Below are 25,217 nucleotides of genomic sequence, written 5' to 3' on the forward strand. Positions count from 1 at the left end.
TCCCGCCTGTGCGGCTCGGCATCGCCGGCACGCTGACGCGCGCCTTCATCGGCTCGCCGCTGACCCCGCTGCTGCTGATCGCCGCCTTCGCCTTCGGCCTCATCGCCCTCGTCACGCTGCCGCGCGAGGAGGAGCCGCAGATCTCCGTGCCCATGGTGGACATCCATGTGGAGGCCAACGGGCTCAAGGCCGAAGATGCGGTGAAGCTGGTGACCGAGCCGCTGGAGACCATCGTCAAGAGCATCGACGGGGTCGAGCACGTCTATTCCACCACCGCCGACGACGGCGTCCTCGTCACCGCCCGCTTCCTCACCGGCACCAGCCCGGACGCAGCGATCCTGCGCGTGCACGAGAAGCTGCGCGCCAATCTCGACCGCATCCCCGTCGGCATCCCCGAGCCGCTGATCGTCGGGCGGTCCATCGACGACGTGGCGATCCTGGTGGTGACGCTGGCGCCGCGCGCGGACCTTACGCCCGAAGTCGCCGCCCGCTGGACCGCCAACGACCTCACCCGTCTCGCCCGCGAGCTCCAGGTGGAGATCGCCAAGCTGCCCGACATCGGCCTCACCTACATCGTCGGCGCCCAGCCGGAAGAAATCCGCGTCGCGCCGGACCCCGAGAAGCTCTCGCTCTACGGCATCACGCTCGCCCAGCTCGCCGGCAAGATCGAGGGCGCCAACCGCTCCTTCCAGGCGGGCTACGTGCGCGAGAAGGGCCAGCAGCGCACCCTCGTCGCCGGCCAGACGCTGCAGTCGGCGGGCGAGATCGGCAACCTGCTGCTCACCGCCCGCGATGGCCGGCCGGTCTATGTGCGCGATGTCGCCGCCATCACGCTCGCCACCGAGCCCAACGAGACCCGCGTGTTCGACGTGACGCGGGTGAAGGACACGCTGGAGCGCCGGCCTGCGGTCTCGCTCGCCATCGCCAAGCGCGCCGGCACCAATGCGGTCGTCATCGCCGACGCGGTGCTCCAGCGCCTCGACGCCGTGCGCGGCCAGTGGCTGCCGCAGGACGTGGCGCTCACCGTCACCCGCAATTACGGCGAGAGCGCCAACGAGAAGGCCAACGAGCTGCTGCTGCATCTCGGCCTCGCCACCATCTCCATCGTCGTCCTGGTGGGCTTTGCCATCGGCTGGCGCGAGGCGATCGTGGTGGCGGTGGTGATCCCCACCACCATCCTCCTCACCCTGTTCGCCTCCCGCCTCATGGGCTACACGCTCAACCGCGTCAGCCTGTTCGCGCTCATCTTCTCCATCGGCATCCTGGTGGACGACGCCATCGTCGTGATCGAGAACATCGCCCGCCACTGGGCGATGAAGGACGGCCGCCCGCGCGCCCGCGCCGCCATCGATGCGGTGGCGGAGGTGGGCAACCCCACCATCGTCGCGACGCTCACCGTGGTGGCGGCGCTGCTGCCCATGCTGTTCGTGTCGGGAATGATGGGCCCATACATGAGCCCGATCCCTGCCAACGCCTCAGCCGCCATGGTGTTCTCCTTCTTCGTCGCGGTGATGCTGACCCCCTGGCTGATGATGAAGGTGGCGGGCTCCGCCAAGGCGGTGGCGCACCAGCACGAGGCGGCCGGCGGCGGCGCGCTCGGCCGGCTCTATGTGAAGGTGGCCAGCCCCATCCTCGCCTCGCGGGGGCGCGCACTCGCCTTCCTGCTGGCGGTGGGCGTGGTGACTCTGGCCTCGCTCAGCCTCATCTACACCCGCCAGGTGACGGTGAAGCTGCTGCCGTTCGACAACAAGACCGAGCTGAACGTGGTGCTCGACATGCCCCAGGGCACTGCGGTGGAGGAGACCAACCGGGTGCTCCAGCAGATGGTGGACGTGCTCGCCGCGGTGCCGGAGGTGGTCTCGTTCCAGACCTATGCCGGCACCGCCTCGCCGTTCAACTTCAACGGCCTGGTGCGCCATTCCTATCTGCGTGCCACGCCGCGCCAGGGTGACATCGCGGTCAATCTCGCGCCGAAGGCGGAACGCGGGCGCACCAGCCACGCCATCGCGCTGGAGCTGCGCGAGCGGCTCAAGGCGGTGCCGCTGCCCGACGGCAGCGCGCTGAAGGTGGTCGAGCCGCCTCCCGGCCCGCCGGTGCTCGCGACCCTGCTCGCCGAGGTCTACGGCCCCGATGCGAACACCCGCCGCGCGGTGGCGCGCAAGGTGCGCCAGGCGTTCGAGAGCGTGCCCTACATCGTCGACGTGGACGACAGCTTCGGCACCACCGCCGAGCGGGTGCGGCTCGCCATCGACCAGGACAATCTCGAATTCTACAAGGTGGAGCAGGCCGACGTTTACGACGCCATCCGCACCTTCTTCGGCGGCCAGACGGTCGGCTATTCCCACCGCGGCGAGGGCCGCGCGCCCATTCCCATCCGCCTTGCGCTCTCGAAGGCCGACAAGGCGGCCGACGCGCGCACGCTGACGACGCCGGTTCCGGCCAATGCGCTGCCCGGCGGGCGCGGCGTGGTGGAGCTGGGCGACGTGGTGAGCGTCAGGCGGGAGCCCTCCTCCTTCCCCATCTTCCGGCACAACGGGCGCGCCGCCGAGATGGTGAGCGGGGACCTTGCCGGCGCCTACGAGGCGCCGGTCTACGGCATGATCGCGGTGAACGCGGCGCTCGACGCCATGGACTGGGGCAGCCTGCCCAAGCCGCAGATCGCGCTCAACGGCCAGCCGGTGGACGAGAGCCGGCCGACCGTGCTGTGGGACGGCGAATGGGAGGTGACCTGGATCACCTTCCGCGACATGGGCGCTGCCTTCGGTGTCGCCATCCTCGGCATCTACATCCTGGTGGTGGCGCAGTTCGGCTCGTTCAAGCTGCCGCTGGTCATCCTCACGCCGATCCCGCTCACCTTCATCGGCATCATGGCGGGGCACTGGTTGTTCGACGCGCCGTTCTCCGCCACCTCGATGATCGGCTTCATTGCGCTGGCCGGCATCATTGTGCGCAACTCGATCCTGCTGGTGGACTTCATCCGCCACGCGCGGGCGGCGCCGGGAGGCGCCCAGCGACCGCTTACGCAGGTGCTGCTGGAGGCGGGCGCGATCCGCTTCAAGCCGATCCTGCTGACTGCGCTCGCGGCGATGATCGGCGCGGCGGTGATCCTGACCGACCCGATCTTCCAGGGCCTCGCCATCTCGCTGCTGTTCGGGCTCGCCTCGTCAACCGCGCTCACGGTGCTGGTGATCCCGGCCATCTATGTGGTGCTGCGGGGCGGGCGCGGCACGCGCAGCGAACGGGAGGCGTAAGGCCGTCCCGCGCAAGGTGCGGCAACGGACCTGAGGAGGGCTTGCGTCAACGCTCCCCGCGCGCTTGACAGGGGGGGGAGCCGCCCGGTAAATGGCGCCTCCCATGGTTCGGGGCCGTAGCTCAGATGGGAGAGCGCTGCAATCGCACTGCAGAGGTCAGGGGTTCGATTCCCCTCGGCTCCACCAAGCTCCCCGACAGGCAAACCGCCGCTGGCACCTCGAACGGCAGGGTCGTAGCGGCGCTTCGATCGCCGCTATCCTCAGGTGGGCCCCATTGCCGGAAACGGCGCTCGCTGGATCAGCTCTTGTCGCCTTCTCATGCGCCGCGGTCAATGCCGGGCTGCCTTCGCGACGATCGGTGAGACAAGGCGCCCTCTCCCGTAAGATCGAAAAACGACCCGGTCGGGAGGATATTCGTATCCGCTCGGATGTCCTCGTCTGGGCCGTGGCCGGCGCCCTCCGGCGTGGCTCGGCCCGCATCACCTTCGTCCGCTCCTTGCCTCTTGTGCTCCTCGGCTGCGGGCGCGGCGCATGCGGGAGATCGCGGCCGATGGAACAGGGGGTCTCGCGGCCGCGTTTGACCTGAGTGACCGGGTCAGCAGATGGGCCGGCGCGGCACGATGCGAGGATTGCAGCAATGGCAGAGAGCGATACCGGCCGGGCGGCACGCGAGGCCCTGGAACCGCGAGTTGTCGAACTGCGGGACGAGATGGCTCGGCTGAGCACGTCCATCAAGGACCGCATGGCGGACGTCGCCGACGACGCGGAGGAGGCCTTCCACGACATCCGCTCCAAGGCCAGCGGCGCGGTGAAGCAGGCCGGACGCAAGGCCCGGATGGTCTCGGAAGCCGCTGGCGAGCACCCTGGGACCGCAGCCGCGGTGCTGTCGTCGGCCGGCCTCATGGGCATGCTGATCGGCTTTGCCGCCGGCTATGTGATCGCCAGCAACGGGCGGCGCTAAGCCAGGCCAGCTATTCCTTGGCCGGCAGCCCTCAGGACGCGGGTTTCGGCCTTCGTGGAGCACGTCGCGGCGCCGCGCGCGGCGCGCCCGCAGGCATGCTGGGATCCCCATCGGCCTGCAGCGGGTCGACGATGAAGCGGCTGGCCGAAGCGGCTGCGGCCACCATGTCCTGGCGCAGCACCTCCACCACCGCCATCGCCGCGGCCGAGATGGCGCGGCGCGGATGGTGCGCGACCACGATGGAACGGGAGAGGCGCGGGCCGCGAAAGCGGCGCGCCTGCACCTTGCCGAGGGCAAGGGCCTGGTGCAGGGCGATGGTGGGCAGGACGGTGACGAGGTCGGTGCTCGCGATCACGTCGCAGATGGCGGGCAGCGTATCGATTTCCAGACGGGGCTTGAGCTTGATGCCCGCCTCCGCGGCGCGCTCGTCGAGAATGGCGCGCAACCCGTGCCGGCGCGAGGGCAGCACGAGGTCGAAGCGTTCGAGCTGCGCGATGGTGAGATCCCCAGGCGGCGCGTCCGCGGGGTCATTCCGGCAGGCGAACACCATGTCCTCGTCCAGCACATGCACCGCATCGAGGCTCAGCCTGCGGCGCGGCACGTTGACGAAGGCGAGGTCGAGCTGGCCGGAGGCCACCCAGTCGAGCAGCGTCTCCGTATAGCCTTCGCAGGCGGACAGTTCGACGTCCGGATAGCGCGCCACGATGGTCGCGGTGGAACTGGCGAGCGTGCTCTGCGCCACCGAGGTCACGAGCCCCACCGCCACGCGGCCGCCGATGCGCCCGTCGAGGCGGGCCATCTCCTGGATGGCGTGCTCCACGTCGCGGACGATGGGGGCGACGAGCCGCGCCAGCGTCTCGCCGGCGCGCGTGGGGGTGACGCCGTGGGCGCTGCGGTCGAACAGCTTCTGGCCGAACTCCGCCTCCAGCCTGGCGATCTGCATCGACAGCGCCGGCTGGACGATGTTGAGCCGGCGCGCCGCCCGCGTCATGTGGCGCGTCTCCGCGAGGCAGAGGAAATACTGCATCTGGCGGACGTCCATGCCTGTCTCCCGCAACGGCGCGCGCATCATCAGGTTTGATGATTTTTCAGATAATCAATCATTATTTGTTTTGATGATCCAGCCTTCCTATGGTCGGACCGCGTCCGCGACGGGGCGCGCGAGCGGCGCGGCACCGCGCCCGAGGAACACATCCCCCATGGACAGCCCACCCGCCGCCCGCCCGAACGCCGCCGCGCCGGACCTGCGCGCCTGGCTCGACGTGCTCGCCGGGCGCGGCGACCTCGCGGTGGCACGCGAGGGCGTCGGCCTGATCGACGAGCTCGCCGCCATCGCCAAGCGCACGGAGCGCGACACGGCGGTTCTGTTCCCGCGGCCAAGCGGCCATGCCATCCCGGTGGCGGTGAACCTCTTCACCCGCCGCGCCTGGGTCGCCGACAGCCTCGGGGTCAGCGAGGCCGACCTCCTGCCGCGCTTTCTCGCCGCCGCGGCCCGTCCGCTGCCGAGCGTCGAAGTCGCGCAGGGCCCCGCCCAGGAGGTGGTGCACACCGAGGTGGACCTGCTGCGCCAGCTTCCCGTGCCCAAGCACAACGAATTGGACAGCGGCCCCTACATCACCGCCGGCCTGCTTATCGCCCGCAATCCCGTCACCGGTGTGCAGAACGTCTCGATCCACCGCTGCCAGGTCAGCGGTCCGAACCGCATCGGCATCCTGATCCTGCCGCGCCACACCCGCGCCTATTGCCGGATGGCGGCCGCGGCCGGGACGGCGCTGGAGGTGGCCATCGTCATCGGCGTCCACCCGGCGCTGCTGCTCGCCTCCCAGGCCATCGCAGCGCTCGACGAGGACGAGATGGCCATCGCCGGCGCGCTGCTGGGGCGCCCAATCGAGGTGGTGAAGTGCCGGACCAATGCGGTGCGGGTGCCGGCGGACGCCGAGATCGTGCTGGAGGGCCGCATCCTGCCCGGCGTCCTGGAGCCGGAAGGCCCGTTCGGCGAGTTCCCGCAATATTACGGCCCCCGCGCCCCGCGCGACGTGATCGAGATCGATGCGCTCACGCATCGCCGCCAGCCGATCTTCCACACCATCGTCGGCGGCAGCTTCGAGCACCTGGTGCTGGGCGAGGTGCCGCGCGAGGCGACGCTGCTGCAGCACCTCAAGCGCTCGTTCCCCAACGTGCTCGACGTGCGCCTGACCCTGGGCGGAACCTGCCGCTATCACCTGGCGGTGAAGATCGACAAGCAGAGCGCGGGCGAGCCGAAGAACATCATCATGTGCGCGTTCGGCGGCCACTACGACATCAAGCAGGTGATTGTGGTGGACAAGGACGTGGACATCGCCGTCGCCGAGGAGATCGAATGGGCGGTCGCCACCCGCTTCCAGGCCGACCGCGACTTGGTGCTGGTGGCCGGCGCGCAGGGCTCCAAGCTCGATCCCTCGTCCGACGACGGGGTGTCCGCCAAGCTCGGCCTCGACGCCACCGCCCCGCTCACCGACGACCCCATGGCGTTCCGCCGCATCCATGTGAAGGGCGAGGAGGCGGTCGATCTTCAGACCGCTCTGGTGACGGACCCCGCCGCCGCCTTCGCCCGCCTCATGGCCGGCAGGTCCTGACGCACGCCGTGCCGCCGGTGCCGCCGCAACCCGACAATCGAGAGCATCACCCATGACCGCGCTGACCGGCCTCGTCGCCAGGAACCTCATCGACGGCGCGTGGGTGGACGCGGCCGATGGCGCCGCCGCGCCGAGCTTCGATCCCGCCACAGGCGCGGTCATCGGCCATTTCCCGGCCTCGGGGGCGGCGGACGCAGACGCCGCCATCGCCGCCGCCCGCCGGGCCTTCGAGCAGCCGGGCTGGGCGCAGAATCCGCGCCTGCGGCAGATGGTGATGCTGCGCTGGGCCGACGCCATGGAGCGCGCCGGCGAGGCGCTCGCCCGGCTCCTGACCGCCGAGAACGGCAAGCCGCTCGCCCAGTCGCGCGGCGAGATCGCCGGCTCGGTGTCCGAGATCCGCTATTATGCCGGCCTCGCGCGCTACATTCCCGGCCACGCCTTCGAGGTGGAGCCCGGCGTCTTTTCCACCATGATGAAGGAGCCGGCCGGCGTCGCCGGGCTCATCATTCCGTGGAACGCACCGTCGGTGCTGCTGATCCGCGCGCTCACCCCGGCGCTCGCGGCCGGCTGCACGGTGGTGGTGAAGCCGGCGCCGCAGACCGCCATCCTCACCGCCGAGATCCTGCGCACGCTGCACGAGGTGGAGGGCCTGCCGCCGGGCGTGCTCAACCTCGTCTGCGAGACCGGGCACGAGGTGGCGCGCGCGCTCGTCACCTCGCCGGAGGTGGACGTGATCTCCTTCACCGGCTCGAACGCCACCGGCACGCGCATCATGGCGGACGCCGCACCCACCATGAAGAAGCTGTCGCTGGAGCTGGGCGGCAAGTCCTGCTGCCTGGTGTTCCCCGATGCGGACGTGGCAGCCGTTGCGCCGAAGCTTGCGGCGGCTGCCACCATCATCTCCGGCCAGCAGTGCACGGCGGCGCGGCGCGTCCTGGTGCACGAAAGCCGGTTCGAGGAGATGAAGGCGGCGCTCAAGGCCGCGCTCGCCGGGCTTCAGGTGGGGCCGGGGGACGCGCCCCGCTCCCAGATCGGCCCGCTGATCGATGCCGACGCGCTCGCGCGGGTGGGTCGGCGGATCGAGGAGACCATGGCGGCGGCCGACGAGGTGGTGCTGGCCGGCGCGCGGCCCGGCGGCGCGCTGGAGAAGGGCACCTTCCTGTCGCCGACGCTGGTGGCGCACGAGGACACGGCGGCCTTCTTCGTCCAGGAGGAGATCTTCGGCCCGCTGGTGGTGATCGAGCGGTTCTCCGACGAGAAGGACGCGGTGCGCCGCGCCAACCATACCCAATACGGCCTGTCCGCCAGCGTGTGGACCAACGACGGCGCCCGCGCGCTGCGTGTGGCTCGCGCGCTGCGCAACGGCACGGTGTGGATCAACGACCACAACAGGCTGTTCGCGGAGGCGGAGACCGGCGGCTACCGGCGCTCGGGCCTCGGCCGCCTGCACGGCTATGACGCGCTGATCGACTTCGTGGAGATCAAGCACGTCTTCCAGGACGCCGGCGTGGTCTGAGGTGCCGGAGGGGCGGGAGGCGGTGCGCGTTCAGCCCTTCTCGCCGACGCGCTTCGGCTCGGAAAAGCCCTGGGCCTCCAGGAACAGGTGCGCCCGGTTCTGGAATTCCTCGGGCCGGCCGGCGGCCAGAAGGTCGGTGAAATCGGCGCAGGCGTCGCACACCGCGTCCACCCAGCCCTTCTCGGACTTGGCGAAGTCGCCGAGCACGTAGGGCATCACCATCTGCTTGTCGCCGGGATGGCCGATGCCCAGCCGCACCCGCCAATAGTCGTTGCCGCACTGCGCGGTGATGGAGCGGAGCCCGTTGTGGCCGGCATTGCCGCCGCCCTTCTTGAGCCGCACCTTGGCAGGGGGCAGGTCCAGTTCATCGTGCAGCACGAACACGCGGTCGAGCGGGATCTTGTAGAAGCGCATGGCCTCGGAGACCGCCCGCCCGCTCTCGTTCATGTAGGTCTCGGGGAACAGCGCGATCACCTTCTCGCCGGCGATCTCGCCTTCCGCGGCAAGCGACTGGAAGCGGCGGCGCAGCGGTGCGAGGCGGTGGCGGCGGCAGATGGCGTCGAGGGCCATGAAGCCCACATTGTGCCGGTTGCCGGCATATTTCGGCCCGGGATTGCCGAGCCCTGCGAGCAGGAACACGGGGGGCGGGCCTCCTGTGGGACGATAGGACGTGGGCGCCTGGCGGCGCGCGTCAGGGCGCCGGGTGGCCGGCCGGGCCTCGGCCCGGCCGGAACGGCATCAGGCCGGTCAGGCCTTGGGCTCTTCCTTGGCGGCCTCGTCGGCGTCGGCCTCCTTGAGGCCCGACGGGGCGACGATGGTGGCGAGCGTGTCGTCGCCATGGCCCGCCCAGGTCACACCCTTCGGCAGGGTGATGCCGGAGAGGTGGAAGCTGTCGCCGTAGCCGGCGCCGGAGAGGTCGACCTCGATGGCGTCCGGGATGGACTCCGCCGGGCATTCCAGCTCGACCGTGTGGGCCACCACGTTGAGGGTGCCGCCGCCCTTGAGGGCCGGGGACGCCTCCTGCTTGACGAAGTGGACCGGCACCTCGACGGTGACCGTCGCGCCCTTGGAGACGCGCAGGAAGTCCACGTGCAGGGGGTAGTCCTTCACCGGGTCGAGCTGGTAATCGCGCGGGATCACCCGGTGCTTCGTTCCATCCACATCGACCTCGAAGAGGGTGGTGAGGAAGTGGCCGGCATAGATGATCTTGTTGATCTCGATGTGGTTCAGCGAGATCGCGATCGGCTCCTGCTTCTCGCCGTAGATCACGGCGGGCACGCGCCCGGCGCGGCGCTCGGCACGGGCGGCCCCCTTGCCGACCCGCGGGCGCGCCACAGCCTTCAGTTCCTTGATGGCAGTCATGGCACTCGTCCTAACGTTGAATTGGTTCTAGAAAGGAACACGGCCGCTCGCGCGGCCGCAGATCGTCCCGCATGCCGGCACGCCTCCAGGGGGGCGCATGCCTGCGCGCGGGAAGGCGCGCTTATAGCCGCATGGGCGCGCGAAGGCAACAATGGCGGCACTTTGGGGGGAAGGCATGGCCTGGCGCGCGGGTTTGGGCACGGTCGTCCTCCTCGTTCTGGCCTGCACGCCGGCCGCGTCGCAGCCGGCGCCCGATGCCGCCGCACATGGCGCCGCGCTCGCCAAGGCCAACGAGCGCATCGCCGTGTGGGACCTGCCGGACATGGACCTGCTGCCGGACGACGAGGCCGGCCGCCTCGCCCGCCTCGGCCGCTCGATCCTGCTGGCGACGCCGCGGCACATCGGGCCGGACGCCGCCGACCCGGCAATGCGCTTTGCCGGCAATAACCTCGCCTGCGGCAACTGCCACCTGAATGCCGGCACCAAGAAGTTCGGCCTGCCGCTGGTCGCCGCCTCGGCGGACTATCCGGCCTATTCCTCCCGCTCCGGCGCGCCGGCCACCATCGAGGACCGGCTCAACGGCTGCATGACGCGCTCGCTCAACGGGCGGGCCATGCCTGCCGACGCCCGGCCCATGAAGGCGCTGGTGGCCTATCTGAAGGTCCTGTCCGGTTCGCTGCCGGCGGGGGCGAAGATCGTCGGCGCGGGGGCAGGGGCGATGCCGGAGCTGGATCGTCCCGCCGACCCGGCGCGCGGCGCTCAGGTGTTCGCGCAGACTTGCGCCGTCTGCCACGGTCCCGAGGGCCAGGGGGTGCGCCGCAACGTGGCGGACGCCTCGTTCGGCTACGGCGTGCCGCCGCTGTGGGGGCCGGACAGCTTCAATGACGGCGCCGGCATGAACCGCCTCATCACGGCGGCGAACTTCATGCACGACAACATGCCGAACGGGGTCGACTGGCGGATGCCGATCGTCGAGCCGGCCGATGCCTGGGACGTGGCGGCGTTCGTGCTCTCGAAGCCGCGGCCGGCACGCGCCGGCATCGACAGGGACTTCCCGGACCTGCTGCTGAAGCCCGTCGACACGGCCTACGGCCCCTATGCGGATGGGTTTTCCGCCGCCCAGCACAAATACGGCCCGTTCGCCCCCATCCGCGCCGAGATCGCGCGGCTGAAGGCTGAGAAGGGCAGCGTGCCCAATCCCAACGACCGGTGAGCCGGGAAGCCGGGCCTTTCACCTGATGTGGGAGATCGCGTGACCCGATCCGCGTGCGGGGCGGACGGGATCGGCCCGTGCTAGCGGGGCGTGTCGGAGCTGCAGGTTTTCGGAGTCGACTGGCCGAACCAGTTGCCGCACTTGTCGCAGCCGGAAAGGCCGAGGGCGAGCACGGCGACCACGGCAATCCTCACCATCGCGCGCATGGGCCTTCCGCTCCGCCTGTCCCTTGATGACGGCTCCACCATAGTGCGCCGCGCGCGGAAGAAAAGGGCGTCACAGGAAGCTCTGCGGGTCCACGTCGATCGCCACGCGCACATTGCCCTTCGGCCGCGGCGCCACGTCGCGCCATGCACGGAGGTATGCGGACAGGTCGAAGCCGCGCGGGGAGCGGGCAAGCAGGCGCCAGCGGTGGCGCCCGCGCAGCACGGCGAGCGGCGCCTCCGCCGGCCCGAGGATGCGCACCTCCGGCGTGATCGGCGCGCAGGCGGCGAGGCGGCGGGCATGGGCCTCCGCCGCGAGCGCCTCGCTCGCCGAGACCACAAGGCTCGCCATGCGCCCGAACGGCGGCAGCATGGCCTCCTGCCGGGCGGCAATCTCGCTCTCGTAGAAGGCGGCGCGGTCGCCCTTCACCAGCGCCCGCATCACCGGGTGCTCGGGCATGTGGGTCTGCACGAAGCCGCGCCCCTCCGCCGCCCCGCGCCCGGCGCGCCCCGCCACCTGATGCACCAGCTGGAAGGTGCGCTCGGCGGCGCGCGGATCGCCGTGGCCGAGGCCCACGTCCGCATCCACCACCCCAACGAGGGCGAGGCCGGGGAAGTTGTGGCCCTTGGCGACGAGCTGGGTGCCGACCACCACGTCCACCTCCCCCTTCGCCACCGCGTCGAGCTCCGCGCGCATGCGCTCGACGCCGCCCAGCAGGTCGGAGGAGAGCACCAGCGTGCGCGCGGCGGGGAACAGCGCGTTCACCTCCTCCTGGAGCCGCTCGACGCCGGGGCCGACGGGAACGAGGCTGTCCTTCTCGCCGCAGGCCGGGCAGGCCTCGGGCACCGGCGCCTGGTAGCCGCAATGGTGGCAGGTGAGGCGGCGCCGATAGCGGTGCTCCACCAGCCAGGCGGTGCAGGAGGGGCAGCGCATGCGGTGCCCGCACGAGCGGCAGAGCGTCAGCGGCGCATAGCCGCGCCGGTTGAGGAACAGCAGCGCCTGGCCGCCCGCCTCCAGCGTGTCGTTGACCTCCGCCTCCAGCCGCGGGGCGATCCAGCGCCCGCGCGGCGGGCCCTCCTTGCGCAGGTCGATGGGGGTCAGCGCCGGCACCTTGGCGCCGCCGAAGCGCAGCGGCAGCGCGAGGCGCTTGTAGCGCCCGCGCCGGGCGTTCACCTCGGTCTCGATGGATGGCGTCGCCGAGGCGAGCACGATCGGGCAGGCGGCGAGCCGCGCCCGCACCACCGCCATGTCGCGGGCATTGTAGGCGACACCGTCCTCCTGCTTGTAGGCGGGGTCGTGCTCCTCGTCGACGATCACGAGGCCGAGGTCGCGGAACGGCAGGAACAGCGCCGAGCGCGCGCCCGCCACCACCTTCACCGCACCGGAGGCCACCTCGTTGAGGATGCGCGCGCGTCGGCGCGTGGAGACGCCGGAATGCCATTCCGCCGGCTTCACGCCGAAGCGCGCGGAAAAGCGCTCCAGGAACGCCTGGGTGAGGGCGATCTCCGGCAGCAGGATCAGCGCCTGCCGGCCCTGGCGGATCGCCTCGGCGACCGCCTCGAAATAGACCTCGGTCTTGCCGGAGCCGGTGACGCCATCCAAGAGGTGCACAGCGAAGGCGTGCGCATCCACTGCCGTGCGCAGGACCTCGGCGGCCTCCGCCTGCGCCTCGGAGAGGGACACGGCGGCGTGGTCCGGGTCGGGCGGATAGGCGGCGGGCTCGGGCGGCAGCACCACCGCCTCCAGTGCGCCGTCGTCCATCAGGCCGTCCACCACGGACGGGGAGACGCCCGCCTCCCGCGCCGCCTCGCTCTTGCCGCGCACGAAGCCGTCCGCGACCAGCGCCAGCAGGCGCTCGCGCGCCGCCGTCATGCGCTCGGGCCGTGCCCCGGTGGCGCGCACGCCGACCCGCTCGCGACCGGCGCCGGGGGCCTCGCCGTGGCGCAGCGCCATGCGCAGCACCATGCCGCGGGGGGCGAGGGTGTAGTCCGCCATCCAGTCGATCAGCGTCATGAGGTCGGGCGGCAGCGGCGCATAGTCGAGCCGCGCCTTCACCGCCTTCAGCTTGGCGGTATCCACCGCCTTCGGCGGTCCGGCCTCGGACCACACCACGCCGATCACGCTCTTGGTGGCGAGCGGCACGTGCACCAGGTCGCCGGGCGCGAGGCGCATGCCGTCGGGCACGAGGTAGGAATATGCGGCGTCGAGGCCGAGAGGCAGGAGGACGTCGACGGTGCGTGGGCTCATGGCCCCTTGTGATCCGACGCGCCGGAAACGTCAAAGGCGGCCGCAGGCACCCATGAGCGCGCGCCAGAATCGGAGTGGCCGCGGCGCGCCGGGCCGGGCATGCTGGGGCGAGGCCGGTCGAGCCGGCGCGACGCGGAGGGGTCATGATCGCCGTCATCTTCGAGGTGTGGCCCGCCGAGGGGCAGCGCCAGCGCTATCTCGACATCGCGGCCGCCTTGCGCAGCGATCTCGTCCAGATGGACGGGTTCATCTCGGTCGAGCGGTTCGAGAGCCTGACCGAGCCGGGCAAGCTGCTCTCGCTCTCGATCTGGCGCGACGAGGAGGCGGTGCGGAACTGGCGCGCCCTCATGTCCCACCGGAAGGCGCAGGCGGCGGGGCGCGGCGGCGTGTTCCAGGATTACCGGCTGCGGGTGGCGAGCGTGATGCGCGACTACGGCCTCACCGAGCGCGAAGAGGCGCCCGCCGACAGCCGCGCCGCCCACGCGCCGGAGATCTGAGCCGCGGCGACCCCTTGCGTTCGGGACGGCGCGCGTCTACCTCGAACCCATGAAATTCCTCGATCAGGCCAAGGTCTATGTGCGCTCCGGTGACGGCGGGGCGGGGTGCGTCTCGTTCCGGCGCGAGAAGTTCATCGAGTTCGGCGGTCCCGACGGCGGCGACGGCGGGCGCGGCGGCGATGTGTGGATCGAGTGCGTCGACGGCCTCAACACGCTGATCGACTACCGCTACCAGCAGCACTTCAAGGCCAAGAAGGGCGACCACGGCAAGGGCGCGAACCGCACCGGCGCCAGGGGTGCGGACGTGGTGCTGAAGGTGCCCGCCGGCACGGAGATCCTGGACGAGGACGAGGAGACGGTACTCGCCGACCTCACCGAGGTGGGCCAGCGCATCAAGCTGCTGGAAGGCGGAAACGGCGGCTTCGGCAACGCCCAGTTCAAGACCTCCACCAACCAGGCCCCGCGCCGCGCCAATCCAGGCCTGGAAGGCCAGGAGAAGTGGATCTGGCTGCGGCTGAAGCTGATCGCCGACGCCGGCCTCGTCGGCCTGCCCAATGCCGGCAAGTCAACGTTTCTGGCTGCCACCACGGCGGCCAAGCCCAAGATCGCCGACTATCCCTTCACCACGCTCCATCCCGGCCTCGGCGTGGTGCGGGCGGACGGGCGCGAATTCGTGCTCGCCGACATTCCCGGCCTGATCGAGGGTGCGCACGAGGGGGTGGGCATCGGCGACCGCTTCCTCGGCCATGTGGAGCGCTGCCGCGTGCTCCTCCACCTCGTGGACGGCACCAGCGAGCATGCCGGCAAGGCCTACAAGGTGGTGCGCGCCGAGCTGGAGGCCTATGGCGGCGGCCTGTCGGAGAAGCCGGAGATCGTCGCCCTCTCCAAGGTGGACGCGCTTTCGCCCGAGCTGCTGAAGCAGCAGAAGGAGCGCCTGAAGCGCGCGGCGAAGAAGACGCCGCTGCTGGTCTCCGCCCAGTCCGGGCAGGGTGTCCAGGAGGCGCTGCGCGCCTTGCTCGCAGTGATCGAGGAGGCGCGCGGCGCCGAGGCGGAGGCGGAGACGGCGCGGGTGTCCTGGCGGCCCTGACCGCGCCGACCTCCCGCGCCGCAGCCCGCAGCCTCAGCGCGTGAGCGCGCCGCGGCAGCCGGGCGAAAGGCGCGGCATGTTTGCGGCGAGGCAGGTGGCGATGTTGCCCCGGCCCAGCGGCACGCCTTGGCAGAAGGTGCGCACGTCCGCCCCGCAGAAGCGGCGCACCAGCACGATCTCCTCGCGCGGCGACAGCACGATCACGGTGGGCGGCGCCGCGGCCGGAGGCGGCGGGGGAACCGCCGCGGGCTTCGGCGGCTTCGGCGGGGGCGGCGTCGTGGGCTTCGATGCGGGCTTGGTGGCAGGTGCGGTGGTGGCAGGCGCGGTGGTCGCCGGTGCCGGGGTCGTCGCGGCGGGGGCGCTTGTCGCGGGCGTCGCGGCGGCGGGCGCGCCGCCGATGGCGTTCACCGCGCTCTGGCAGTTGGCCGAGAGCTGCGCCACATTCTTCTGAAGGCAGGCGAGCGCCGCCTGGCCGCCCGGCGAGACGCCGGCGCAATTGGCGCGGAAGTCCGACTGGCACGAGGCTTTCAGCGCCTGCTGCTGGGCGCTGGTGGGCGTCTGCGCCGCCGCCGTGCCCGCTGCGAACAGCGCGGCCGCGAGCGCGCCGCCCCGGACACTCCCGGTGATGAGCCTGCCGATGGTCATGGTCGCCTCCTCAAGTCCGCGCTGCGGCGCGTGTCTGTCCGCAAGACCGGATGTCCGCGCGCGGATCAACGGCTCTTTCTGGCCCTATCGCGGAGGCGGCCCGCGCGGCGGGCTTGGACTTCGCGGGCGCGATGGCCTATGCCGTGCTCCCGCGCGGGCGCGCCGCCCGCGGTGCCCGTCCACCAGCCCGTGCCCATCGCCATGACCGCCCCCTCCGCCGCGCCCTCCCTCGCCGACTTCCGCCGCATCGTCATCAAGGTCGGCTCCGCCCTCATCGTCGATTCCGCGCGGGGCAAGGTGCGCCTGCCATGGCTGACGGCGCTGGTGGAGGATATCGGCGCGCTCCACGCCAAGGGCTGCGACGTGCTGGTGGTGTCCTCAGGCGCCATCGCGCTCGGCCGCACGGTGCTCGGCCTGCCCAAGGGGCCGCTGAAGCTGGAGGACAGCCAGGCCGCCGCCGCCGTGGGCCAGATCGCGCTCGCCCGCACCTGGGCCGAGACGCTGTCCCATGAAGGCGTGACCGCCGGGCAGGTGCTGCTGACGCTCGGCGACACCGAGGAGCGCCGGCGCTATCTCAACGCCCGCTCGACGCTGGCCCGGCTTCTGGACCTGCGCGCCGTGCCGATCATCAACGAGAACGACACGGTCGCCACCACCGAGATCCGCTACGGCGACAACGACCGCCTCGCCGCCCGCGTGGCCACCATGGCGAGCGCGGACCTGCTGGTGCTGCTCTCCGACATCGACGGCCTCTATACCGCCCCGCCGGCGCAGGACCCCGGCGCCACGCTCATTCCCGTGGTGCCGCGCATCACCGCGGAGATCGAGGCCATGGCGGGCGGCGCAGGCTCCGAGCTGTCGCGCGGCGGCATGCGCACCAAGATCGAGGCCGGCAAGATCGCCACGGCTGCCGGCACCCACATGGTGATCGCCTCGGGCCACGGGAAGAACCCGCTCAAGCGCATCCTGGACGGCGGGCGCTGCACCTGGTTCCTCACCTCCGCCAATCCCGCGCGGGCGCGCAAGAACTGGATCGGCGGCGCCCTGGAGCCGCGCGGCGTGCTGCATCTCGACGCCGGCGCGGTGGCGGCGCTGCGGCGCGGATCGAGCCTGCTGCCGGCCGGCGTGGTGCGGGTGGAAGGCGGCTTCCAGCGCGGCGACGCGGTGCTGCTGCGCGGCCCGGACGGCGCCGAGATCGGCCGTGGCCTCGTCGCCTACGACGCCGACCACGCCGAGCGCATCCGCGGCCGTTCCACCGCCGACATCGAGGCCCTGCTCGGCATCAAGGGCCGCGCCGAGATGGTGCACCGGGACGACCTGGCCCTCGGGGCGGGGTGAGGGGACGCGAATGACCCGGTAGTCGCCGGAATTTTGCAGCTTTCCAGAGGTCAGACATCAGAATACTTGTTGCGCGCGGGGGTTGACGGACAAGGCAACACTCGTCGTGTAGTGGGCGCCATGGTGTCAGGGGGAGAGATGAGCGAGCGGATAAAGCTGTCGTTATTCGAAACGCTCGCGCTGACCTTGCGCTGGACCAAATTCATCCTGCGACGGCATTGGGGGCTTGCGCTCGCGCTGCTCTTTGTCAATGTCGTGCTGTCGTTTTCGGGTATGATCTCGACTTTTGACATGTTGACAGAGGGGGGAGATGCAAATTTTCAGTATAATTTATTTTCTATCGGGGGATTTATTTTCTTTATTATCAGTTTTTCGATATTTTCTATCGTAGTCCACCGTGAAATTTTGGTTGGACCTGCAGGTCTAAACCAAGTCACTCTTGGACATTTTGGCAACGTGATATTTGGTTATTTTATTGATATAATTGTTATTATTCTCAGTGTTGCAATTACGATGATTATCGTATTTGGAGTATTATTCTCCGTACTGACGATCGGAAGTTCAATCTGGATACAAAAGAATCCATTTATTTCATTTATGATAATTCCTGCTTTATTTTCAATACTAATTCTTGTGGTTCTTCTATTCGCACGACTGACGCTACGACTGCCATCCCGTGGGATCGGACAGTCGATGCCTTGGCGAAGTGTCTTGAGCATCGGAAAAAGCAACAGCTGGCGTCTATTTTTGGGTCTCTTTCTCATCACCTTTTTACCGGGAATGATGATTTTTATTTTTGAATTTTACTTTGGCGTGTGGCCATCTCAATTGATTCTTCCCTCCAATACCGAAGTCGAATACTTAGAAAATATTATGCGAAATACGATACTAGGAAAAATCATATATTTGAAGAACGTTGCTCACATAACTCCACAAGATTTAACGATTTTAGCGATTTTCGCACTATTTTCAATTTCTATTTACACTGTACAAGTGGTGATGATTCCCGCTTTTCTGTCTCTGGCTTACGCGCAACTATACGACAATCTCACGTATGATCCGAAGCGGGAAGTGAAGGAGGATCCCGACCGCCCGCCATGGGAATATGACGACGATTATCGTTAGGCTTGTCCCGAAGGGCGCCGTCGCACGGTTTTATTCCTCGCGACGTTTGCCGCCCGGTCTCCCACTCCGTCAACAGTCATGGTTCTACAGGAAGTGCACAAATTTCGAGGCGTGTTCCGGCTGGTTGCGAGCAAAGACAGCAAAGCCTGTCGCCCACTGGGCGGCTCATGCTAGAGAGATCGTCTAATCCCCTTTTCGGGCGTCCAGCCCGTTTGCTGAGAGTGAAGCGCCATGCCTTCCGCCGCTGCCGCCCGAGCCGACCATTCCGCCGATGCGGGCCGGTCCGTGCCGCCGGCAGAGCTCGGCGCGTTCATGCTGGAGATGGGCCGCAGGGCCCGTGCTGCCGCGCGTGCCTTGGCGCTCGCCGATCCCGCCGCCAAGACCGCGGCGCTGAAGGCCGCCGCCGCCGCCATCCGCGCCGCCGCGCCCGACATCCTCGCCGCCAATGCGCAGGATGTCGCCGAGGCGCAGGCCGGCGGCATGACCGGCTCGTTCCTCGACCGGCTGACGCTGACCCCGGCCCGCATCGCAGCCATGGCCGAGGGCATCGACACCGTGGCCGCCCTTGCCGACCCCGTGGGCGAGGTGGTGGACCGCTGGACCCGGCCCAACGGCCTCGTCATCGAGCGTGTCCGCACGCCCATCGGCGTGGTCGGCGTGATCTATGAGAGCCGGCCCAACGTGACGGCGGACGCCGCGGCGCTCTGCCTGCGCGCCGGCAATGCGGTGATCCTGCGCGGCGGCTCCGACAGCCTCAGGAGCTCGGCCGCCATCCACCGCGCTTTGATCGCCGGCCTCGCAGCCGAAGGTCTGCCGGCGGACGCGGTCCAACTCGTGCCGGTGGCGGACCGCGACGCGGTGGGCCACATGCTCGCCGGCCTCGACGGCACGGTGGACGTGATCGTGCCGCGCGGCGGCAAGAGCCTCGTCGCCCGGGTGCAGTCCGACGCGCGGGTGCCGGTGTTCGCCCATCTCGACGGCATCAACCACGTCTTCATCGACAAGGCGGCCGATCTCGCCATGGCGAAGTCGGTGGTGCTGAACGCCAAGATGCGCCGCACCGGCGTGTGCGGCGCGGCCGAGACGCTGCTGGTGCACAAGGACGCGGCGGCGACCCACCTGAAGCCGCTGGTCGAGATGCTGATCGACGCCGGCTGCGCGGTGCGCGGCGACGCCGCGGTGGCGGCGGCCGATCCGCGCGTCGCGCCAGCCACGGACGAGGACTGGGACACCGAGTATCTGGATGCGATCATCGCCGCCAAGGTGGTGGGCAGCCTGGACGAGGCCATCGCCCATATCGACGCCCACGGCTCGCACCACACCGACAGCATCGTGACCCAGGACCAGACCTCGGCGGACCGCTTCCTGACCGAGGTGGATTCCGCCATCGTCCTGCACAATGCCTCGACCCAGTTCGCCGACGGCGGCGAGTTCGGCTTCGGCGCCGAGATCGGCATCGCCACTGGCCGCATGCATGCCCGCGGGCCGGTGGGGGCGGAGCAGCTCACCTCCTTCAAGTACCGCGTCCACGGCCAGGGCCAGACCCGGCCGTGACCGATGCTCAGGTGCGCGCGCGGCCGAACGAGCCCTTGAGCCGGCGCGCCGCCTGCCGCCTTCCGCTGGCGACGCCGGGGCTTCGGGTGGGGCTGTTCGGCGGCTCGTTCAACCCGGCCCACGGCGCCCACCGGGCGGCGAGCCTGCTGGCGCTGCACCGGCTGCGGCTCGACCGGGTGTGGTGGCTGGTGACGCCGGGCAACCCCTTGAAGAACAATAGTGATCTTCCAGGATTCGAGGAGCGCGTGGCGTTCGCCCGCGCCGTGGCGCGCCATCCGCGCATCGACGTCACCGCGTTCGAGGCCGATCACGGCGTGCGCTATTCCTACGAGACCGTGCGGCTGCTCACGCGCCGGCTGCCGCGGGTGCGCTTCGTCTGGATCATGGGCGCCGACAATCTGGCGCGCTTCCACCTGTGGCAGCGCTGGCGCGAGATCGCCGACCTCGTGCCCATCGCCGTGGTGGACCGCATGGGCGACAGCCTCGCCGCCACCGCCTCGCGGGCGGCGCAGGCGCTCGGGCGCCACCGCATCGAGGAGAGCGACGCCCCGCTGCTGGCCACCCTGTCGCCGCCCGCCTGGGTATTTCTCCACGGGCTGAAATCCCCTGTATCTTCAACGCAGATCCGGGCCGCGCGCGGGGCCGCGGCGCGCTTTTCGGCGCCGTGAGATCGCACAACCCTTGAAAATTCGTTGATTTGCCTGCATTCTATAACTGTGCGCGCGGGTGCGGCCACCCGCGGCCACCTGAACGCGAGAGGAACCGGACCCCTGTCAACGACGGCACTTTCGGCGGCCGCCCCGACCCTGGCGCCCGCCCCGCTCTCCGAAGCGCCTGACGCGGAGGAGATGCTCGCCCTCGTCAAAGCCCGGCTCGATGACGACAAGTCCGAGGACATCGTCTCCATCGACCTGCGCGGCAAGACGTCCATCGCCGACTTCATGGTGATCGCCTCCGGCCGCTCCCAGCGGCACGTGGGCGCCATCGCCGAGCACCTCATCGAGGCGCTGAAGCAGGCCGGCGTCAAAAGCGTCAGGATCGAGGGCCAGCCGGCCTGCGACTGGGTGCTGATCGACGCGAACGACGTGATCGTGCACATCTTCCAGCCCGAGGTCCGCAGCTTCTACAATATCGAGAAGATGTGGGCCGGCCCCGCCCGCGCCTGAGCGCGGGCAAGGAAGCGTGCGTCTCGTCCTCGCCTGTGTCGGCCGGCTGAAGGCCGGGGCCGAGCGCGAGCTCGTGACGCGCTATGTCGACCGCGCCCGCGCCGGCGGGCGGCAGGTGGGCTTCACCCAGGTCGACATGGTGGAGATCGGCGAATCCACCGCCCGCCGCCCCGAGGACCGCATGGCCGAGGAGGGCGCGGCCCTGGTCGCCGCCTTTCCGCCCGATGCCGCCTTGGTGATGCTCGATCCGCGCGGCCGGAGCCTGTCCAGCGAGGCGTTCACGGACTGGCTGCGCGAGCGGCGCGACGGCGGCAGCAGCTCCATTTGCCTGGTCATCGGCGGCGCCGATGGGCTGAGCGAGCAGGTGCGCAGCCGCGCGGGGCTGCTGCTGGCCTACGGCGCTGCGACCTTTCCTCATCAATTGGTGCGCGTGATGGCGGCCGAACAGCTCTACCGCGCCGTCACCATCCTCTCCGGCCACCCCTATCACCGGGCCTGAGAACCTGCGCCGCCATTGACAGAAGGCGTGCGCGCCCTTATCACGCCGGCTCGATCCATCAAGAAAGGTGTCGACGAGCCGCGCGGCATGCGCGCCGCGGTCGGCCGAAGGCTGATTATCATGAAGATCCGCAATTCGCTGAAGTCGCTGCTGGGCCGTCACCGGGACAACCGCCTGGTGCGCCGCAAGGGCCGCGTCTACATCATCAACAAGACCCAGAAGCGCTTCAAGGCGCGCCAGGGCTGATCCGCGCTCCGGCGAAGGCCCGCAACGCGCGCCCGTGCGCGCGCCAGCCGCATCGCCGGATCGTGACCGCCGCGGCGGTTCGCGCGCTTTTCTCCCCGTTGACGAACGGCGGCCGAGGCTCGACACTTTTTCCATGAGTGTCGAGACCGCGCCGCCTATTTGCGTTTCCCCGCCCGCCCGGGCGAGGGGTGTGAAAGCCCTGAGCCCTGCTGCCGTGGCCCTTCTGGCATTCGGCCTTCTGGCCGGCCCCGCTCATGCCCAGACGACCGGCCCTTCGCAGGCGCGGCCCGACAGCGGGCGGCCGGCCCCGAACGCCGATGCCAAATCCGATAAGTCCGGCGCGCCTGACAAGGCTGCGGAGGCGCCGCGCCCGCGCCCACCGAAGGACAAGCGCACCCAGCTCGAAGGCCTGTTTGCGGCGCTGAAGGTGGCTCCGGACGACCGGTCCTCGAAGCAGATCGCCGACCGGCTGGAGGCCATCTTTGCCGATTCCGGCTCGCCGAGCTGCGACATCCTCATGGCCCGCGCTCTGGCTGCGGCCGATGCCAAGCAATATGACCTCGCGCTGGAACTGCTCGACCAGGTGATCCTGATCGAGCCCGATTATATCGGCGCCATCAGCAAGCGGGCGACGCTGCGCTACATGAAGGACGACTATTCCGGCGCGCTGGCGGACCTGCGCGAGGTGATCGCCCGCGAGCCGCGCCACTATTCCTCCATGTACGGGCTCGCCCTCATCCTGCGCGACCTCGGCGACGACAAGCGCGCGCTTGACGCGGTGCGCCGGGCGCGGGCGGTGAACCCGCGCATCGACGGCTCCGAGGACCTGGAGGATCAGCTGAGCGTGAAGGTGGAAGGCCGGCAGATCTGACGCTGAGCCCGCTGGCGCCGGTGCCGGCGCGCCGGCCGGTCAGGGTTTCTTCGGCGGCGGCGGGGGAAGTGGCGCGGCGGCCTGGGGCGGCGGCTTCGACTGGTTGGCTTCCGTGAGCTGCACGGTCCACGACTTCTGTTGCTGGGTGTCGACCTCGAAGAAGCCGGTGCGCTCGAAGCCGCGCGCCAGGCAATCCTCGGCGCCGCGGATGGTGAATTCCTTCTCCCGCGTGCACATATGGGCCTTGCCGGCCCATTCGCCGCCCTGGTCGTAGTCAACCGCATAGAGATAGTAGAAGCGCGCCGGCAGGTCGCCGCGCAGCAGCGTCTCGCAACTGTTGGCACCGACATTCCACCAGCCTTCGGTGAGCCAGGTGTCCCCTTCCTTGTAGCCGATGGCGATGCCGATGCGGCTCTGGGTGCGGTTGCACAGGCGGAAGTCGGCCTGCGCGACCGCCGGCCACAGCGCCAGCGCCAGCGCGGCGAGCGCTGCGAGACGGCGCGTCGCAGGATGCGCAGCCGGCCGCGCGAAGAGCAGGCGGGCACGCAGCGCAAGGATGGGGTTGCCGAGGAAGCCGGGCGACATCATTCCGCGTTCGATGGACCCTTGGTCACTCACATGACCGTTCGAGATCGCCTGCGGCACCGACCTTGGCCGATGCCGTTCGGGGTGGGTTTGTGTGCCCGCCTTGGGCTGCCGCGTCAATGCTCGGCGCGCGCGCTCCTGTCTGGACGGGCATCGGGGCGCGAGGATGGCGGCGGGCGCGGCCGGGCGACGAGGAGGCCCGCCACCACCAGCGCCGCCCCCAGGGCCTGGACCAGGCTGAGGCCCTCGCCGAGGAACAGCGCCCCGAGCGCGGCCGCCGAGACCACCTCCAGGAAGAACACCAGCGAGCCGAACACCGGCGGCACAGCGGCGAGCCCGACCGAGACCAAACCGAGGCCGCCCACCTGGCTCACCAGCGCCAGCGCCAGAAGGGCGGCGACTCCGCTCGCCGAGGCCGGCCACAGCGTCGGCTCCAGCGCCAGCGCCACCGCGAGCAGCGCGAGCGCGGTCACGGCGGTGGAGACCAGGGTCACCGCGGCGGGGCCGGCGTCGCGCCGCGCGGCGCGCACGGCGAGGAAATAGCCGGCGAAGAACAGAGCGGTGACGAGGCCGGCGCCATCGCCCGCGAGTCGGTCCGGGTCGAGCTGCCAGCTCTCCCCCACCAGAGCCAGCGCACCGCCGGCGCAGAGCGCCAGCCCGGCGAGGCTCCGGGCCGAGACGCGGGCCCCCAGCACGAAGGCGGCATAGAGCGTGACCCAGAGCGGGGAGGTGGTGGCGAGCACGGTGGCATTGGCGGCGCTGGTGCCGAGGATGGCGAGATGCCAGAAAATGAGGTCCCCCGCGAAGAACAGCCCCGCCACGAGGCTGGCGCGCGGGATCGCCGCGGACATGCGGCGCGGCGCCCGATCCCGGCGCGCGGCGCCTGCCTGCGACAGCGCCGCCCAGGCGGCGAGCGCCGGGAGCGCCAGCGCGGCGCGCCAGAAGGCGCTGGCGAACGGCCCCACGTCTGCGAATCGCACGAACAGCACCGAGGCACCCATGGCGAAGGCGCCGAGCACGAGGGCGGCGATGCCGAAGGCGAGGCGCGGCGGGGGGTGGGCGCTCATGGCGGGCCGGTCGGTGTCCGGATCGGAAGGGGGCAGCGCGGTACGGGAGCGGGAGGCTCGCACGCCGGCGCCGGTTGCGGAAGCCGCAGCCCCTTGGGGCCGCCGGGACGTGGAAAGCGGGGACGCGTCCTTGACTGCGCCCCGGCGCGAGGCCTCTATCGACGGCCCACAGCTTGAGGAGTCTGCCAGGTGGCGGAAGACGTGTCAGATGCCCCCGCGGGGTTCGCCAAGGAACAGCTCAAATCCCTCATCGAGCGCATCGAGCGCCTTGAGGAGGAGAAGAAGGCCATCGCCGACGACATCAAGGACGTGTTCGCGGAGGCCAAGGCCAACGGCTTCGACGTGAAGGCGCTGCGCTCGATCTTGAAGATCCGCAAGGAGGACGCCGACGACCGCAAGGAGCACGAGGCGATCGTCGACCTCTATTGCCAGGCGCTCGGCATCTTCGTGTGATCGGGCAAGGCCGGGCTGCGGCCCGGCCGGCGCTCACATGCGCTGGCTGACCACCACGGCGCCCGCGCGGAAAGCATAGGTCGGCAGCGGCACCACGGCCGGGCCGCTGAAGCCGGGCTTCAGCCCGAAGCTGCCGTCGCGTGAGAAGCCCTGCGCCACCACGGTCTGCGGCGCGGCGACGAAGGCCGTGAACACCCTGAGTTCCGGCTCGCGCAGCGTCAGATCGGAAGCAAGGCTCGGTGCCAGGAACAGGCGTTCGAAGGTGGCGGCGGACGCGACCTCGACGGGCGCTGCCGGACGCGGGGCGGCGCCGGCAGGCGCCGGCTTGCCGCGCTCGCGCAGACGGGCGACGGCCGAAGGCAGCGGCGCCGCCGCTTCGCCATGTGCGCGCGGCGCGGCGATGAGGCCGCCGTTCAGATGTTCGCCTTCGGGCGCGATATTGCCGGCAGCGGCGTAGCCCAGCGCCGCCCGCGTGTCGTAGAGCGTGCCGCGCGGCGGCTGGCCGGTAATCAGCTCGGGAAGCGGCGCGCCGGGAAGGCCCGCCACCTGCACGCCGGGCGGCTTTTCCTGGACCGCTGCCGGCCCCCCCGCGCCCGCGCGGGTCGGCGCGGAGGGGCGTGCCGGAGGCAAGGGCGCGCTGGCGAGGGCGGCGGTGACGATGGCGCCGCGGGCGATCTCGGCCGGCCGCGGGAGCGGCAGCGGCGCCGCCGCAAGG

Annotated in this window: 23 protein-coding genes, 1 tRNA gene and 1 pseudogene; 17 read left to right on the forward strand and 8 right to left on the reverse strand. The window is 70.2% G+C overall.

Features of this window, described 5'->3' with window-relative positions; genetic code table 11:
- The first annotated feature begins 8 nt into the window (after positions 1 to 8).
- From D9R14_RS10935 to D9R14_RS10945, 3 genes are all read left to right on the forward strand, one after another.
- Complete coding sequence (locus tag D9R14_RS10935) at positions 9 to 3,251, forward strand: efflux RND transporter permease subunit (RefSeq protein ID WP_121623390.1); 3,243 nt, start codon at positions 9 to 11, stop codon at positions 3,249 to 3,251.
- Between the two features lie 110 nt (positions 3,252 to 3,361).
- A tRNA-Ala gene (locus tag D9R14_RS10940) sits at positions 3,362 to 3,437 on the forward strand.
- Between the two features lie 451 nt (positions 3,438 to 3,888).
- Complete coding sequence (locus tag D9R14_RS10945) at positions 3,889 to 4,212, forward strand: hypothetical protein (RefSeq protein ID WP_121623353.1); 324 nt, start codon at positions 3,889 to 3,891, stop codon at positions 4,210 to 4,212.
- Positions 4,213 to 4,243: 31 nt separating this feature from the next.
- Here D9R14_RS10945 and D9R14_RS10950 read toward each other — a convergent pair whose 3' ends face one another.
- Complete coding sequence (locus D9R14_RS10950; protein ID WP_121623354.1) at positions 4,244 to 5,254, reverse strand: LysR family transcriptional regulator; 1,011 nt, start codon at positions 5,252 to 5,254, stop codon at positions 4,244 to 4,246.
- A gap of 157 nt (positions 5,255 to 5,411) precedes the next feature.
- Here D9R14_RS10950 and D9R14_RS10955 point away from each other — a divergent pair, with 157 nt between their 5' ends.
- Both D9R14_RS10955 and D9R14_RS10960 read left to right on the forward strand, forming a co-directional pair.
- The gene (locus tag D9R14_RS10955; RefSeq protein ID WP_121623355.1) at positions 5,412 to 6,827 is read left to right on the forward strand and encodes a UbiD family decarboxylase; all 1,416 of its coding nucleotides are present in this window, start codon (positions 5,412 to 5,414) and stop codon (positions 6,825 to 6,827) included.
- A 52-nt stretch (positions 6,828 to 6,879) separates the two neighbouring features.
- A complete protein-coding gene (locus D9R14_RS10960; RefSeq protein WP_121623356.1) occupies positions 6,880 to 8,343 on the forward strand; it encodes an aldehyde dehydrogenase family protein in 1,464 nt (487 codons plus the stop codon).
- A 30-nt stretch (positions 8,344 to 8,373) separates the two neighbouring features.
- On the opposite strand, the gene pth is transcribed toward D9R14_RS10960, so the two are convergent.
- Both pth and D9R14_RS10970 read right to left on the reverse strand, forming a co-directional pair.
- Entirely contained in the window at positions 8,374 to 8,982 is a 609-nt protein-coding gene (pth, locus tag D9R14_RS10965; RefSeq protein WP_121623357.1) for an aminoacyl-tRNA hydrolase, read from the reverse strand.
- A 108-nt stretch (positions 8,983 to 9,090) separates the two neighbouring features.
- Positions 9,091 to 9,705 (reverse strand): 50S ribosomal protein L25/general stress protein Ctc, encoded by a 615-nt coding sequence (locus D9R14_RS10970; RefSeq protein WP_121623358.1) that lies wholly within the window; start codon positions 9,703 to 9,705, stop codon positions 9,091 to 9,093.
- Between the two features lie 175 nt (positions 9,706 to 9,880).
- On the opposite strand from D9R14_RS10970, the gene D9R14_RS10975 reads away from it, so the two are divergent.
- Positions 9,881 to 10,918 (forward strand): c-type cytochrome, encoded by a 1,038-nt coding sequence (locus tag D9R14_RS10975; RefSeq protein WP_121623359.1) that lies wholly within the window; start codon positions 9,881 to 9,883, stop codon positions 10,916 to 10,918.
- 276 nt (positions 10,919 to 11,194) lie between these two features.
- On the opposite strand, the gene D9R14_RS10980 is transcribed toward D9R14_RS10975, so the two are convergent.
- The gene (locus D9R14_RS10980; protein ID WP_121623360.1) at positions 11,195 to 13,369 is read right to left on the reverse strand and encodes a primosomal protein N'; all 2,175 of its coding nucleotides are present in this window, start codon (positions 13,367 to 13,369) and stop codon (positions 11,195 to 11,197) included.
- Positions 13,370 to 13,512: 143 nt separating this feature from the next.
- Here D9R14_RS10980 and D9R14_RS10985 point away from each other — a divergent pair, with 143 nt between their 5' ends.
- Both D9R14_RS10985 and obgE read left to right on the forward strand, forming a co-directional pair.
- Positions 13,513 to 13,866, forward strand: a complete 354-nt coding sequence (locus D9R14_RS10985) for an antibiotic biosynthesis monooxygenase family protein (RefSeq protein ID WP_121623361.1) — start codon at positions 13,513 to 13,515, stop codon at positions 13,864 to 13,866.
- A 49-nt stretch (positions 13,867 to 13,915) separates the two neighbouring features.
- On the forward strand, positions 13,916 to 14,953 hold the full coding sequence (obgE, locus tag D9R14_RS10990; RefSeq protein WP_121623362.1) for a GTPase ObgE: 1,038 nt from the start codon (positions 13,916 to 13,918) through the stop codon (positions 14,951 to 14,953).
- 33 nt (positions 14,954 to 14,986) lie between these two features.
- On the opposite strand, the gene D9R14_RS10995 is transcribed toward obgE, so the two are convergent.
- Positions 14,987 to 15,598: a hypothetical protein gene (locus D9R14_RS10995; protein WP_121623363.1), complete on the reverse strand. Its 612-nt coding sequence runs from the start codon at positions 15,596 to 15,598 to the stop codon at positions 14,987 to 14,989.
- 201 nt (positions 15,599 to 15,799) lie between these two features.
- Between D9R14_RS10995 and proB the strand changes: the two genes are divergently transcribed.
- From proB to D9R14_RS11030, 8 genes are all read left to right on the forward strand, one after another.
- Positions 15,800 to 16,936, forward strand: coding sequence for a glutamate 5-kinase (proB, locus tag D9R14_RS11000; protein WP_121623391.1), 1,137 nt, complete (start codon positions 15,800 to 15,802; stop codon positions 16,934 to 16,936).
- Between the two features lie 69 nt (positions 16,937 to 17,005).
- Positions 17,006 to 18,061 carry a hypothetical protein gene (locus tag D9R14_RS22905; RefSeq protein WP_147453006.1) on the forward strand — a complete coding sequence of 352 codons (1,056 nt, stop codon included), beginning with the start codon at positions 17,006 to 17,008 and terminating at the stop codon, positions 18,059 to 18,061.
- Between the two features lie 312 nt (positions 18,062 to 18,373).
- Positions 18,374 to 19,615 (forward strand): glutamate-5-semialdehyde dehydrogenase, encoded by a 1,242-nt coding sequence (locus tag D9R14_RS11005; RefSeq protein WP_245420738.1) that lies wholly within the window; start codon positions 18,374 to 18,376, stop codon positions 19,613 to 19,615.
- The gene (locus D9R14_RS11010) at positions 19,612 to 20,283 is read left to right on the forward strand and encodes a nicotinate-nucleotide adenylyltransferase (protein ID WP_394010573.1); all 672 of its coding nucleotides are present in this window, start codon (positions 19,612 to 19,614) and stop codon (positions 20,281 to 20,283) included. Before D9R14_RS11005 ends, D9R14_RS11010 begins: the two co-directional genes overlap by 4 nt.
- 180 nt (positions 20,284 to 20,463) lie before the next feature.
- Positions 20,464 to 20,781: a ribosome silencing factor gene (gene rsfS / locus D9R14_RS11015; RefSeq protein WP_245420724.1), complete on the forward strand. Its 318-nt coding sequence runs from the start codon at positions 20,464 to 20,466 to the stop codon at positions 20,779 to 20,781.
- Positions 20,782 to 20,797: 16 nt separating this feature from the next.
- Complete coding sequence (gene rlmH / locus D9R14_RS11020; protein ID WP_121623365.1) at positions 20,798 to 21,280, forward strand: 23S rRNA (pseudouridine(1915)-N(3))-methyltransferase RlmH; 483 nt, start codon at positions 20,798 to 20,800, stop codon at positions 21,278 to 21,280.
- A 120-nt stretch (positions 21,281 to 21,400) separates the two neighbouring features.
- Entirely contained in the window at positions 21,401 to 21,526 is a 126-nt protein-coding gene (gene ykgO / locus D9R14_RS11025; RefSeq protein ID WP_013167868.1) for a type B 50S ribosomal protein L36, read from the forward strand.
- 214 nt (positions 21,527 to 21,740) lie between these two features.
- Complete coding sequence (locus D9R14_RS11030; RefSeq protein WP_245420726.1) at positions 21,741 to 22,397, forward strand: tetratricopeptide repeat protein; 657 nt, start codon at positions 21,741 to 21,743, stop codon at positions 22,395 to 22,397.
- Between the two features lie 39 nt (positions 22,398 to 22,436).
- Here the strand turns inward: D9R14_RS11030 and D9R14_RS11035 are convergent, their stop codons facing one another.
- Together D9R14_RS11035 and D9R14_RS11040 are read right to left on the reverse strand one after the other, a co-directional pair.
- On the reverse strand, positions 22,437 to 22,985 hold the full coding sequence (locus D9R14_RS11035; RefSeq protein WP_245420728.1) for a DUF1036 domain-containing protein: 549 nt from the start codon (positions 22,983 to 22,985) through the stop codon (positions 22,437 to 22,439).
- A gap of 113 nt (positions 22,986 to 23,098) precedes the next feature.
- The gene (locus D9R14_RS11040) at positions 23,099 to 24,049 is read right to left on the reverse strand and encodes a DMT family transporter (RefSeq protein WP_121623367.1); all 951 of its coding nucleotides are present in this window, start codon (positions 24,047 to 24,049) and stop codon (positions 23,099 to 23,101) included.
- A 189-nt stretch (positions 24,050 to 24,238) separates the two neighbouring features.
- Between D9R14_RS11040 and D9R14_RS11045 the strand changes: the two genes are divergently transcribed.
- Positions 24,239 to 24,502 (forward strand): DUF2312 domain-containing protein, encoded by a 264-nt coding sequence (locus D9R14_RS11045; RefSeq protein WP_121623368.1) that lies wholly within the window; start codon positions 24,239 to 24,241, stop codon positions 24,500 to 24,502.
- A 33-nt stretch (positions 24,503 to 24,535) separates the two neighbouring features.
- Here the strand turns inward: D9R14_RS11045 and D9R14_RS11050 are convergent.
- Positions 24,536 to 25,217, reverse strand: a pseudogene (locus D9R14_RS11050) (hypothetical protein); the annotation flags it as partial.

Source organism: Xanthobacter tagetidis, assembly GCF_003667445.1.
Classification (GTDB): domain Bacteria; phylum Pseudomonadota; class Alphaproteobacteria; order Rhizobiales; family Xanthobacteraceae; genus Xanthobacter; species Xanthobacter tagetidis.

What these genes read in the sequence shown, in the direction of transcription:
- D9R14_RS10960 (WP_121623356.1), top strand. Translation starts at nt 6,880, where the DNA reads ATGACCGCGCTGACCGGCCTCGTCGCCAGGAACCTCATCGACGGCGCG.
- D9R14_RS10970 (WP_121623358.1), bottom strand. Translation starts at nt 9,705, where the DNA reads ATGACTGCCATCAAGGAACTGAAGGCTGTGGCGCGCCCGCGGGTCGGC.
- D9R14_RS10980 (WP_121623360.1), bottom strand. Translation starts at nt 13,369, where the DNA reads ATGAGCCCACGCACCGTCGACGTCCTCCTGCCTCTCGGCCTCGACGCC.
- D9R14_RS10985 (WP_121623361.1), top strand. Translation starts at nt 13,513, where the DNA reads ATGATCGCCGTCATCTTCGAGGTGTGGCCCGCCGAGGGGCAGCGCCAG.
- proB (WP_121623391.1), top strand. Translation starts at nt 15,800, where the DNA reads ATGACCGCCCCCTCCGCCGCGCCCTCCCTCGCCGACTTCCGCCGCATC.
- D9R14_RS10995 (WP_121623363.1), bottom strand. Translation starts at nt 15,598, where the DNA reads ATGACCATCGGCAGGCTCATCACCGGGAGTGTCCGGGGCGGCGCGCTC.
- D9R14_RS10950 (WP_121623354.1), bottom strand. Translation starts at nt 5,254, where the DNA reads ATGGACGTCCGCCAGATGCAGTATTTCCTCTGCCTCGCGGAGACGCGC.
- rsfS (WP_245420724.1), top strand. Translation starts at nt 20,464, where the DNA reads ATGCTCGCCCTCGTCAAAGCCCGGCTCGATGACGACAAGTCCGAGGAC.
- D9R14_RS11035 (WP_245420728.1), bottom strand. Translation starts at nt 22,985, where the DNA reads ATGATGTCGCCCGGCTTCCTCGGCAACCCCATCCTTGCGCTGCGTGCC.
- ykgO (WP_013167868.1), top strand. Translation starts at nt 21,401, where the DNA reads ATGAAGATCCGCAATTCGCTGAAGTCGCTGCTGGGCCGTCACCGGGAC.
- D9R14_RS10955 (WP_121623355.1), top strand. Translation starts at nt 5,412, where the DNA reads ATGGACAGCCCACCCGCCGCCCGCCCGAACGCCGCCGCGCCGGACCTG.
- obgE (WP_121623362.1), top strand. Translation starts at nt 13,916, where the DNA reads ATGAAATTCCTCGATCAGGCCAAGGTCTATGTGCGCTCCGGTGACGGC.
- D9R14_RS10975 (WP_121623359.1), top strand. Translation starts at nt 9,881, where the DNA reads ATGGCCTGGCGCGCGGGTTTGGGCACGGTCGTCCTCCTCGTTCTGGCC.
- D9R14_RS11005 (WP_245420738.1), top strand. Translation starts at nt 18,374, where the DNA reads ATGCTGGAGATGGGCCGCAGGGCCCGTGCTGCCGCGCGTGCCTTGGCG.
- D9R14_RS11040 (WP_121623367.1), bottom strand. Translation starts at nt 24,049, where the DNA reads ATGAGCGCCCACCCCCCGCCGCGCCTCGCCTTCGGCATCGCCGCCCTC.
- D9R14_RS10945 (WP_121623353.1), top strand. Translation starts at nt 3,889, where the DNA reads ATGGCAGAGAGCGATACCGGCCGGGCGGCACGCGAGGCCCTGGAACCG.